The 10,705-nt window shown below is 71.7% G+C and carries 11 protein-coding genes; 7 read left to right on the top strand and 4 right to left on the bottom strand.

Annotated features, from left to right (window positions below; translation table 11 throughout):
* The 5 genes from F9C41_RS40475 to F9C41_RS40455 form a co-directional block, all read left to right on the top strand.
* On the top strand, positions 1–546 hold a 546-nt coding region (locus F9C41_RS40475; protein WP_155391654.1), incomplete at its 5' end, for a carbohydrate ABC transporter permease.
* A 142-nt stretch (positions 547–688) separates the two neighbouring features.
* On the top strand, positions 689–1,708 hold the full coding sequence (locus F9C41_RS40470) for a LacI family DNA-binding transcriptional regulator (RefSeq protein ID WP_155392152.1): 1,020 nt from the start codon (positions 689–691) through the stop codon (positions 1,706–1,708).
* 208 nt (positions 1,709–1,916) lie between these two features.
* Entirely contained in the window at positions 1,917–3,917 is a 2,001-nt protein-coding gene (locus F9C41_RS40465) for an endo-1,4-beta-xylanase (RefSeq protein WP_230690390.1), read from the top strand.
* Positions 3,918–4,062: 145 nt separating this feature from the next.
* Positions 4,063–4,518 (top strand): MaoC family dehydratase, encoded by a 456-nt coding sequence (locus tag F9C41_RS40460; RefSeq protein ID WP_155392150.1) that lies wholly within the window; start codon positions 4,063–4,065, stop codon positions 4,516–4,518.
* Positions 4,515–4,946 (top strand): NUDIX hydrolase, encoded by a 432-nt coding sequence (locus F9C41_RS40455; RefSeq protein WP_155392149.1) that lies wholly within the window; start codon positions 4,515–4,517, stop codon positions 4,944–4,946. The genes F9C41_RS40460 and F9C41_RS40455 overlap by 4 nt, the downstream gene beginning before the upstream one ends.
* A 12-nt stretch (positions 4,947–4,958) precedes the next feature.
* Here F9C41_RS40455 and F9C41_RS40450 read toward each other — a convergent pair whose 3' ends face one another.
* The 4 genes from F9C41_RS40450 to F9C41_RS40435 all read right to left on the bottom strand — a co-directional run bounded on the left by F9C41_RS40450 (position 4,959) and on the right by F9C41_RS40435 (position 7,689).
* Positions 4,959–5,396 carry a hypothetical protein gene (locus F9C41_RS40450; protein ID WP_155392148.1) on the bottom strand — a complete coding sequence of 146 codons (438 nt, stop codon included), beginning with the start codon at positions 5,394–5,396 and terminating at the stop codon, positions 4,959–4,961.
* A gap of 259 nt (positions 5,397–5,655) precedes the next feature.
* Entirely contained in the window at positions 5,656–6,543 is an 888-nt protein-coding gene (locus F9C41_RS40445; protein WP_196280170.1) for a MauE/DoxX family redox-associated membrane protein, read from the bottom strand.
* A gap of 118 nt (positions 6,544–6,661) precedes the next feature.
* On the bottom strand, positions 6,662–7,264 hold the full coding sequence (locus tag F9C41_RS40440; protein ID WP_155392147.1) for a cell wall protein: 603 nt from the start codon (positions 7,262–7,264) through the stop codon (positions 6,662–6,664).
* A 14-nt stretch (positions 7,265–7,278) separates the two neighbouring features.
* On the bottom strand, positions 7,279–7,689 hold the full coding sequence (locus tag F9C41_RS40435; protein WP_230690389.1) for a septal ring lytic transglycosylase RlpA family protein: 411 nt from the start codon (positions 7,687–7,689) through the stop codon (positions 7,279–7,281).
* Between the two features lie 298 nt (positions 7,690–7,987).
* On the opposite strand from F9C41_RS40435, the gene F9C41_RS40430 reads away from it, so the two are divergent.
* Positions 7,988–8,794 (top strand): hypothetical protein, encoded by an 807-nt coding sequence (locus F9C41_RS40430; protein WP_155392146.1) that lies wholly within the window; start codon positions 7,988–7,990, stop codon positions 8,792–8,794.
* Positions 8,795–8,798: 4 nt separating this feature from the next.
* Positions 8,799–10,634, top strand: coding sequence for a glycoside hydrolase family 15 protein (locus F9C41_RS40425; protein ID WP_155392145.1), 1,836 nt, complete (start codon positions 8,799–8,801; stop codon positions 10,632–10,634).
* The last annotated feature ends 71 nt before the right edge of the window (positions 10,635–10,705 follow it).

The raw sequence follows: 10,705 nt of genomic DNA, 5'->3' as shown, positions 1-10,705 counted from the left end.
TTCGCCCGCTTCGCCTTCCGCGGCCGCGAACTCCTGTTCACCCTGTTCGCCATCGGCCTCATGTTCCCCTTCGCCGTGGCCATCCTCCCGCTGTTCATCCTCCTACGCAGCATGGAACTGCTCGACAACCCCCTCGGCGTCATCCTCCCGCAAGCCGCCTTCGGACTACCCACCACGATCATCATCCTGCGCCAGTTCTTCCGCACCATCCCCGCCGAAGTAGAAGAAGCCGCCACCCTCGACGGCTGCACCCCCTTCGGCTTCTTCTGGCGCGTCCTACTACCCATGGCCCGACCCGCCCTGGCCACTGTCTCCGTCCTGGCCATCGTCGCCAGCTGGAACAACTTCTTCCTACCCCTGGTCGTCTTCACCGACCAGACCTGGTGGACCCTGCCCGTAGGCGTCCAAGCCTTCCAAGGCCAATACGCCGACGACACCGCCCGCGTCCTCGCCTACGTCGTCCTGTCCATGATCCCCGCCCTCGGCTTCTACGCCATCGCCGAACGACAACTCATCGGCGGCCTCGCCGGCAGCGTCAAGGGTTGACGGCGGACCGGGTTCTTCCGGTATATTTCCGCAACTTCTCGGGTGCCGAAGGGTCGGCGCGACGGCTCGGGCGTGCCCCAGGTACGCTCTGCCCGCCGAAACCCTCCGGCCGTAGGCTGAAGCGGTGACGAAGGAGCTGCCCGTGGCTGCGGACGAATCCCGCAAGATCACTATCGCCGCGATCGCGCGCCTGGCCGGGGTGTCCGTGCCGACGGTCTCGCGCGTCATCAACGGCCGCTCCGACGTCTCCCCACAGACCCGCGAACGCGTCGAGGAACTGCTCACCCGCCACGGCTACCGCCGCCGCCCGGCCAGCATGCGGGTCAACTCCGGGCTGGTCGACCTGGTCTTCCCCGATCTCGACAGCCCGTGGGCCGTCGAGATCATCCGCGGCGTCGAGGACGTCGCCCACACCGCCGGCATCGGCACGGTCGTCTCCGCCGTGCACCGGCGCTCTTCCTCGGCCAAGCAGTGGCTGGACAACATGCGCAGCCGGGCCACCGAGGGCGTCATCTTCGTGACGTCCACCCTGGAGCCGCCGCTGCAGGCCGAACTGCGCCGCCTCAACATCCCCGTCGTCATCGTCGACCCGGCGGGCGTGCCGCCGATGGACGCGCCCACCATCGGCGCGACCAACTGGGCCGGCGGCCTGCGCGCCACCGAATACCTGATCGGCCTCGGCCACCGGCGCATCGGCTTCATCGCCGGCCCGCCGCGCCTGATGTGCAGCCGCGCCCGGCTGGACGGCTACCGGGCCGGGCTGGAGTCGGCCGGCCTGCCCGTCGACGACAGCCTGATCTACCAGGGCGACTTCTACCACGAGTCCGGGTACGCGGGCGGCACCGTGCTGCTGGAGCAGGCCGACCCGCCGACCGCCATCTTCGCCTCCAGCGACCAGATGGCCCTGGGCGTGTACGAGGCCATCCGCCGCCGTGGCCTGCGGGTGGCCGACGACGTCAGCGTCGTCGGCTTCGACGACCTGCCCGAGGTCCGCTGGTCCTCCCCGCCGCTGACCACGATCCGGCAGCCCCTCGCCGAGATGGGCATGGTCGCCGCGCGCACCGTGCTGCGCCTGGCCCAGCGCGAGAAGATCGAGAGCCCTCGTATCGAGCTGGCCACCGAACTCGTCGTACGGGACAGCACCGCGCCGCCGCGGTCCTGAGTTCCGGTCGATAGTTTCCGGAAGTTATTGACTTAACCCGATGGCGGGGCGCAGGATTGGGAGCGCTTCCATCGATGTGTGCCGTGTCCTATACCGAGTGTCCTCAATCGCCGGCGTCCCCTGCCCGGACCAGACGCCGCACCGTCCCACGCGCGCGAGGCACTCCGGGGCACCGCACTGACGCTCCGCCATCATGAGGAGGACACCCATGACGCCCCCACGCGTCCCCGTCCACAGAGCACGCCGCCGCCTCGTCCAGCTCGCCGTGGTGGCGCTGCTGTCGGCGTTCGCCGTGCCGGTGCTGTCGGCCTCGCCCGCCAGCGCCTCCGGGCCCCTGCGCACCCACGCCGCGGCCCGGGGCAAGTTCATCGGCTTCGCGGCGGCCACCAGCCCACTGGCCAACGAGGCCGCCTACCGCACCATCGCGCAGACCGAGTTCAGCCAGATCACGGCTGAGAACGTGATGAAGTGGGACACCACCGAGTCGTCGGACAACAACTGGAACTTCAGCGGCGCGGACCAGATCGTCGCGTTCGCGGCCGCGAACAACCAGCAGGTCCACGGGCACACCCTGGTGTGGCACAGCCAGACCCCCGGCTGGGTGCAGGGCCTGGGCGCGACCGCGATGCGCACCGCCATGCAGGACCACATCGCGACGCTGGTCGGCCGCTACGCGAACAACGCGTCCGTGGTGTCGTGGGACGTGGTGAACGAGGTGTTCGACGAGAACGGCGGCTTCCGGTCCAGCTTCTGGTACAACACGCTGGGTCAGAGCTTCATCGCGGACGCATTCCGCTACGCCCGTGCCGCCGACCCTGACGCCCGCCTGTGCATCAACGACTACAACGTCGAGGGCATCAACGCCAAGAGCACCGCGATGTACAACCTGGTCCAGTCGCTGCGGGCGCAGAACGTGCCGGTCGACTGCGTCGGCTTCCAGGGTCACCTGGCCACGCAGTACGGCTTCCCGAGCGACCTGCAGCAGAACATGCAGCGCTTCGCGGCGCTGGGCGTGCAGGTCCGGGTCACCGAGCTCGACGTGCGCATCCAGATGCCGCGGACGGCGGCCAAGGACGCCACCCAGGCGACCTACTACGGCAACGTGATCAACGCCTGCCTCGCGGTGACGGCCTGCGCGGGCGTCACCATCTGGGGCTTCACCGACAAGTACTCCTGGGTCCCGGACACCTTCCCCAGCGAGGGCGCGGCACTGCTCTACGACGCCAATTACCAGCAGAAACCGGCGTACACGGCGGTGCACAACGCGCTCGACAACGGGACCTCGGACACCCAGGCCCCGAGCACGCCGAGCAGCCTGGCCGCCTCCGGGATCACGTCGAGCAGCGTGAACCTGTCCTGGACCGCGTCGACGGACAACGTGGCGGTGACCGGCTACGACATCCTGCGCGCTCCGGGCACCTCCGGCGGGACGTTCGCGTCGGTGGGCACGTCGGCCACGGCGTCGTTCAGCAACACGGGCCTGTCGGCGAACACGTCCTACCGCTACCAGGTCCGCGCCCGTGACGCGGCCGGCAACACCTCGGCCGTGTCCAACACCGTCACGGTCACCACGACCGGCGGCGGCACCGGCGACACCCAGGCCCCGACCGCGCCGAGCAGCCTCGCCGCGTCGGGCACCACGTCCAGCAGCACCAACCTGACCTGGACCGCGTCGACCGACAACGTCGGGGTCACCGGCTACGACATCCTGCGCGCCCCCGGCACCTCCGGCGGCACGTTCGCGCAGGTCGGCACGTCGACCACGACCTCGTTCAGCAACACGGGGCTGTCGGCGAACACGTCGTACCGCTACCAGGTCCGGGCGCGCGACGCCGCGGGCAATGTCTCCGCGGTGTCCAACACCGTCACGGTCACCACGACCGGCGGTGGCACCGGCGGCGGCTGCTCGGTCACCGCGACCGTGCAGACCTCGTGGAACGGCGGCTACGTCATGCAGCCGATCACCGTCACCAACACCGGCACCTCGGCGATCACCAGCTGGACGGTCACGTTCACGCTGCCGCCGAACCACACGCTCGTCGGCCAGTGGAACGGTGTGATCACCACCAGCGGCGGGACCGCGACGGCGAAGAACGCGCCCTACAACGGCAACCTCGCCCCCGGCGCGAGCACCACGTTCGGGTTCCAGGTCGCCCGGCCCAACGGCGACGGCAACACGGCGAGCGGCTTCGCCTGCACCACCCCGTAGTGAGCACAGGATCGCGGCCCCCTCCCTTCGGGCCGTGATCCACCCCCGATGGGCTGCCCGACGGCGCGGGCAGCCCATCTCCACGTCCGCGTCCGGCCGGGGCGCTCTAGGATCTGCGGGACCAGCCGTGATCCGGAGGTATGCCGTGAGAGTGTTCATTTCTGCCGCCGACTTGGCCGAGGCCGTCGGGCAGAGCATCGGGCCCGGCCCGTGGCACCCGGTCGAGCAGGCACGGGTCGACACGTTCGCCGACGCGACCGGCGACGACCAGTGGATCCACACCGACCCGGCGCGCGCCGCGGCCGGGCCGTTCGGCGGGACCATCGCGCACGGATACCTCACGCTGTCGCTGCTTCCGCTGCTGGTGCGTGACCTGTACCGGTTCGAGGGCGCCCGGATGGTCGTCAACTACGGGCTGAACAAGGTGCGCTTCCCCGCGCCGGTGCCGGTGGGGGCGTCGGTGCGGCTGTCCGCGTCGCTCGTCTCCGTCGAGGAGGTCGCCGGCGGGGTGCAGGTCACCGCCCGGATGACGATCGAGACCGACCGCTCCGACAAACCCTGTTGCGTCGCCGAGACGGTGACGAGGGTGTTCTTCGCATGAAGCGGGTGAGCAAGGTCGTCGCGTACATCGTGCGCGACGGGCGGCTCGTGGTGTTCGCCCACGGCGACCACGACACCCTGGCGCTGGCCGGGATCCAGGTGCCCGCGGGCACCGTCCGGCCCGGCGAGCTGCCCGAGGACGCGGTGCTGCGCGAGGCGTACGAGGAGACGGAGCTGCCCGGCCTGCGCCTGGTCCGCTACCTGGGCGTCGGCGAGTACGACACGCGCCCCTCGGCCGACGCCGTGCACGTGCGCCACTTCTACGAGCTCGCGGTCGACGCTGACGAGGTGCCCGAACGCTGGACGACGTACGAGACCGGCGACGGCTCCCACGACCCCATCCGCTTCGACCTGTACTGGATGCCCCTGGCGCAGGCGCACGTGCTGGTCGGCGGCCAGGGCTCCCACCTCGGCCGCCTCTTCGACTGAGGCGGCGGGCCGTCAGTCCCAGTCGAGGCTGAGGAGCAGGTCGAGGAAGTCGGCGAGGCGCTGGGGGCCGCGGCAGACCAGCCGGTGCGCGATGTCGTCGCAGGCCCAGCGGGCTTCGAAGCCGCGCCAGGTGGTGCCGGCGCTGACCCGCACCCGGTGCCGGCCGAGATTGATCCGGGCGATCTGCCGCTCGAGGGTGTCCTCGTCGAAGCCGAGCACGGAGTGCAGCTGGATCTCGGTGGCACCCCGGCGGTAGGCCGTGAAGCGCTGGGTGGCGGTGCTGACCCGGTTGTCGGGATCGGCCAGCCAGGCGGCGGGCAGCTCGGGCAGGCCGGGCCACGTGTCGACCGTGCGCCTGCCCCGTCCGGCCAGTAGCGCGGTGGCCGTGGTCAGGCCCGTCGCGGCGTGACGCAGCGCGGAGGCCTGAAGCTGGGGGACGGTAGCGAGCACGGTGACTCCCGGAGGTCGCGGCGTACGCGACTCGGGGTGGGGAGCGCGACGCGGTGAGGCGGCGGGGGTGGTCGCCGCGAGAGCCCGACGCTGCGCTCGTTCCTACAGTTCACACCACCGAAACCCGCCGCGCTGCCAGGAGCCCACTCTTCGGGAAAACGGATTCCACGCCGGACGGCCGTCCGACCACCCGCGAAGATCGCCGTCTCGTGCCGAAATCTGAGGCCAGACCGCAGATTTCGGCACGAGACAGCGATCTTCAATAGGCTGCCGCGGTGGCCGGGGAAGCGCGGACCCAGTCCGGCTCGGGGGCGTCGGGAGGGGACTGCAGGCTGAGTAGGACCCGGCCGGTGGGCTCGTCGACCAGGACCACCCGCACCGCGGCGGGCTGGTAGCGCTGGCGGGGCACGGCGTACACCGCGGAGGCCTCCTGCCCGGCGTGGCGGGCGGTGAAGATCAGGATGCGCCACTCGTCGTCGTCCCAGTGTTCGCGCAGGTCAGACGTGAGCAGCGCGGCGGTCTCCCGCCACACCGGGCTGCGGTGCAGCTGCTCCACCGTGGAGTCCAGCGGCACCTCGAACCCGCCCGCGGGCAGCGGCCGGGTGAGCCGGACCTTGAGCTGGCGCAGCGGGTCGAGCCAGTGGCGGTCGAGTTCGGGGGAGAGGGCGACCAGCACGGCCACCTCGGCCAGCAGCAGTGCCACGGCCGGCAGCGGCCGGGTCCGCAGCACGTCGAACCAGGACGCGCTCGCGGGCAGTGCGAGCAGGCTCGCGGCCAGCAGGCCGCCGGTGCGGGCGAACGAGCGCCACCGCACCGGCGTGCGGGTCGCGGACAGGCAGCCGCACGACGAGTCGGGCGCGGCGAGGCGGGCGTACGCCAGGTAGCCGGCGAAGCCGAGCGACAGCGCGGCGGAGGCCAGCGCTTCGGCGGGCACTGCGGGTGGGGCCAGCAGGACCAGCCCGAGCGCTGCCTCTACGCCGCCGACCAGCCGGTATGCGGGTAGCGCGCGTCCTTCGCCGACGAGTCGGGCCAGCGCGCTGCGCCCGGCCGCGGCGGCGGCGTGCGGGGAGAGCAGCTTCAACCGGGCCGACCAGAGCAGCACGAGGCCGAGCAGCAGCGGCTGCAGCGGCGCGATCCACGAGATCATCGATCCTCCGGGGTGTCGAAGGGTGTCGTCGGGGGAGCGGGCGGACGCTCGGGGGTCGGGGGCGTCCGCCCGGGTTCGTCGGCGGCGCCGGCCGGGTGGTCCGGCCGGCACCGCTCGGTCAGGCGGCCGCGTACACGGTCGCGATCTCGACCTCGTTGGTGTCGGGCACCCAGGCGCCGATGACCTGGACGTGCTTGCCGACGCGCAGCAGGGACATGTCGGCCACGGCCGGGGTGTTGTTGTAGCGGGCGGCCGAGGTGCCGGGCACCAGGTGGCCGACGATGCGCTTGCCCTTGTGGTCCAGGTGCAGCACGTTGCGGCCGATGGCGGCGATGTGGGCGTGCACGTTGACGATGTTCACCCACACCGAGTCGGCGGCCAGGGTGCCGTCGGGCAGGCGGAGGCCGCGGGCGTACAGGCCGTCGCCGACGGTGACCTGGTCGAACGTGGTGGGGCGCAGCTTCCAGATGCTGGTGCCGCCGGTGATCCGGATGCGCCACAGCGCCAGGTCGGAGCCGGTCACGAACAGCATCCCGGCGCTGATGCCGGTGATGCGGCCCTCGGCGAAGTTGGGGTCGGGGGCGCCTGGCTCGACCGCCTGGTCACCGGCGGCGAAGGCGGCCTCCGGCGCCAGCGAGCCGAGCGCGGTCGCGCCGGCCAGGGCGGCGCTGCCGACGACGGCGGAGGTGAGCAGGCGGCGACGGTCGATGGTCTCGGTCATCTCGGTGCCCCCGTTCACACGGTGTCGACGCTGCAGGGCTGCAGGCCGGAGGAGAGGCTGGCGATCTGGCTGTAGGCGGCCGGGGTGAGGTCGACGATGCGGTTGGTCCCGCATACCGAGCCGCAGCAGGCGCGCTCGCCGCACCACAGGTCGGTCTGCGGGCCGCAGTCGGCGATGGTGGTGCCGATGCGCTTTCCGTTGCAGCGGTTGGTGGTGTAGTGCCGGAAGCCGCAGCCGCGGCGGGTCATGCTGACGCCGCAGGTGTCCGGCCGGGTGATGTTGAAACAGGCGGCCGAGGCGTTCGGCCAGGCGTGCTGGTAGCTCCCGCTGTTGCAGGTGCCGCACGCGCCGTGCCCGGCGGTGCCGCACGGACCCCAGGAGTTGCCGCAGCAGAACCAGGACATCGTTCCGGTGAGGGCAGCCACTGTCCGCCTCCTTTCATGGTGGGGGGTGTTTACCAGGAGGAGCGGCGATGGGCCCATCGACGTTTGTCGAACATCATGGACGGCGGAGAGCTTCGCGGTCAATCCATACACTGAAATATTTCTTCGGATGTGCAAACGGGCGTCAATGGCTCGGACCGAGGGCGTCCCGCGCCGGCTCGGCAAGCCGCCGGCCGACCGCCGAGGGAGGGTCCGCACCTCGGGCGCGCTGCGGGAGGGCCGGACGGCGCCTTGAGTCGACCGGCCACCGGCCCGCCGCCGAGGGGCGTACGCTGCAAAGATGGACGCGACGCGGGCGGGCGTCGGCAGCGACCCGCTGGCCCATATCAATGTCTCCCGGCTCCGGTCTGATCTGCGGGCCGTGCAGGCGCTCGGCACCACCTCGGGCGCGCTGCGGGCGTGCACCGTGAGCGCGGACATCCGCCAGGCCTACGGCACGGCGCTGCGCGCCCGCGACGAGGCGGCGGCCTACCTGCACGGCAACCGCGACTGGACCACGGAGGACCTGGCCGAGGTGATCTGCGGCCACCGCGCCGACGAGAGACGGGTGCGCCTGATCGCCGAGTGGTCGACCGCCCCGCAGCACGCCCCGCAGCACCTCTACGACGCCGGGCACGAGCTGCTGCACCGCCAGCAGCTGGCCAACGAGCTGCGCGACCTGCTGTCCGAGGCCCGCGCCACCGCGGTGCACCACCTGCGCGAAGCCGAGCTCATGCTGCCGCCCGACCCGCTGACCCGGGTGCACAAGGCAACCGACATGGTGCGTTTCAGCAGCTATCACCTGGACGTGGTGGCGGCCAACCGCAACCTGTACGCGGCCAACCTGGTCGTGCACCACGAGTGGGACCTCGACGAGATCGCGGAGCTGGCCGAGGCGGAGCCGGACGCGATCGCGGGCGCCTTGGACGCGGCCCGCACCAATCCGCCGTCGGACGCCGACTCCCGTTCCGTGCGGGAGCTGGCGGCGATCGCGGCGGCCCTCGCCGCGCGCCGCAGCCACTGGGAGTCGGCGCGCCAGGAGGCCGTGGCCGAGTGCCTGGCCGCGGGCGTCGATCCGGAGCGGGTCGCCGCCTACTCCGGAGGCTGAGCCGATGAGCGGCGTGCCGATCGCCGACCATGCCCTGCTGTCGGACTGCCATACCGCGGCGCTGGTCACCCGGCACGGCTCGGTCGACTGGCTGTGCTGCCCCCGTTTCGACAGCCCGTCGGTGTTCGGCCGGCTGCTCGACGACGACGCCGGTCACTGGTCCATCAGGCCGCTCGGCCCGTTCACCGCCACCCGGCGCTACCTGGACCAGACGCTCGTGCTGGAGACGACCTTCCACACCCCGACCGGCACGCTCGCGGTCACCGACGCGATGGCGGTGGGCCCGAACGAGCACCCGCACGGCCACTCCCTGGGCGTCGGCGCGCCGCACATGCTGGTGCGCGCCGTGAGCTGCCGCGACGGCGAGGTCCCGATGCGCCTGCGGTTCGAGCCCCGTGCCGAGTACGGCCTGCTGCGCCCGCTGATGTCGCAGGTGCCGGGCGGGCTCAACGTCCGTGGCGGGCCCGAGTGGCTGATGCTGTCCAGCCCGATGCCGCTGACCTGCGCCGCCGGCAGTGCGTACGGGGAGGTGACGCTGCGCGTCGGCGACGAGCTGTGGTTCGCCCTGCACCGCTCGACGTGGGGGCTGGAACCGGCCCGCATCTGGGCGCAGGAGGAGATCGCCGACTGGATGACGGTCACCGTGCAGGCCTGGCGGGCCTGGTCGAAGTTGCACCAGAACTACGAGGGGCCGTGGCGCGAGCTGGTGCACCACAGCGGCCGGGTGCTGCAGGGGCTGACCTTCCGGCCCAGTGGCGCGATCGTCGCCGCGCCGACCACCTCGCTGCCCGAGAGCATCGGCGGCGAGCGCAACTGGGACTACCGATTCGCGTGGGTGCGCGACGCCAGCTTCACCATGGAGGCACTCTGGGTCGCCGCCTGCCCCGACGAGGCCGGTGACTTCTTCACCTTCATGACCACCGCAGCGGCGGGCGCGGTCGGCCCAAACGACCCGCTGCAGATCATGTTCGGGGTCAACGGCGAACACGATCTGACCGAACGCACCCTGCCCCACCTGCGGGGCTGGCGCGACAGCCGCCCGGTGCGGGTCGGCAACGGGGCCTGGAACCAGCACCAGATCGACGTGTATGGCGAGCTGCTCGGCGCGGCCCACCGGCTCGCCGACAAGATCTCCGAGATGGACGAGGACATGCGCGCGTTCCTGGTCGCGCTGGCCGACACGGCCGTGGTCCGCTGCCGCGAGCCCGACCACGGCATCTGGGAGGTGCGGGGGGAGCCCCGGCACTTCGTCTACTCGAAGGTGATGTGCTGGGTGGCCCTGGACCGGGCGATCGCGCTGGCCGACCGGCTGCAGGCGCAGGACCGGGTGCCGGCCTGGTCCGCGGTCCGCGACGAGATCCGCGAGCGGGTGCTGCGCGAGGGCTGGAGCTCCGCCGCCGGTGCGTTCACGCAGTACTTCGGCTCCACCGACCTCGACGCGTCGTGCCTGATGATGCCGATCGTGGGCTTCCTGCCCGCCGACGACCCGCGCATGCTGGCCACCATCGACGCGATCGCCGACCGGCTCACCGACGAGCGGGGCCTGGTCTACCGCTACCGCACCGACGGCGGTGTGGACGGGCTCGCCGGCGACGAGGGCACCTTCCTGCTGTGCACGTTCTGGCTGGCCCACGCCCTGGCCGAGGCGGGCCGCGTCAACCGCGCCACCGAGGTCTTCGAGCGCGCCGCCGCGTACGCCAACGACGTCGGCCTGCTCGCTGAGGAGGTCGACCCCGACACCGGCGAACTACTCGGCAACTTCCCCCAGGCATTCAGCCACATCGGCCTCATCAACGCCGCCTGGGCCATCAGCCAAGCCCGCCACCGCGCCGCGCTGTGACCGGAGGAAGGGCACCTTCTTGTCGGTTTCCGTAGAGGAAGGGCACCTTCTTGAGGAGAGGGTGCCCTTGC

The sequence above is a fragment of the Catellatospora paridis genome (assembly GCF_009720365.1).
GTDB lineage: Bacteria > Actinomycetota > Actinomycetes > Mycobacteriales > Micromonosporaceae > Catellatospora > Catellatospora paridis.
The sequence above is the reverse complement of the archived record's forward strand: the minus strand, read 5'-3'. Positions and strand labels throughout refer to the sequence as shown.

What these genes read in the sequence shown, in the direction of transcription:
- F9C41_RS40465 (WP_230690390.1), top strand. Translation starts at nt 1,917, where the DNA reads ATGACGCCCCCACGCGTCCCCGTCCACAGAGCACGCCGCCGCCTCGTC.
- F9C41_RS40455 (WP_155392149.1), top strand. Translation starts at nt 4,515, where the DNA reads ATGAAGCGGGTGAGCAAGGTCGTCGCGTACATCGTGCGCGACGGGCGG.
- F9C41_RS40445 (WP_196280170.1), bottom strand. Translation starts at nt 6,543, where the DNA reads ATGATCTCGTGGATCGCGCCGCTGCAGCCGCTGCTGCTCGGCCTCGTG.
- F9C41_RS40440 (WP_155392147.1), bottom strand. Translation starts at nt 7,264, where the DNA reads ATGACCGAGACCATCGACCGTCGCCGCCTGCTCACCTCCGCCGTCGTC.
- F9C41_RS40430 (WP_155392146.1), top strand. Translation starts at nt 7,988, where the DNA reads ATGGACGCGACGCGGGCGGGCGTCGGCAGCGACCCGCTGGCCCATATC.
- F9C41_RS40425 (WP_155392145.1), top strand. Translation starts at nt 8,799, where the DNA reads ATGAGCGGCGTGCCGATCGCCGACCATGCCCTGCTGTCGGACTGCCAT.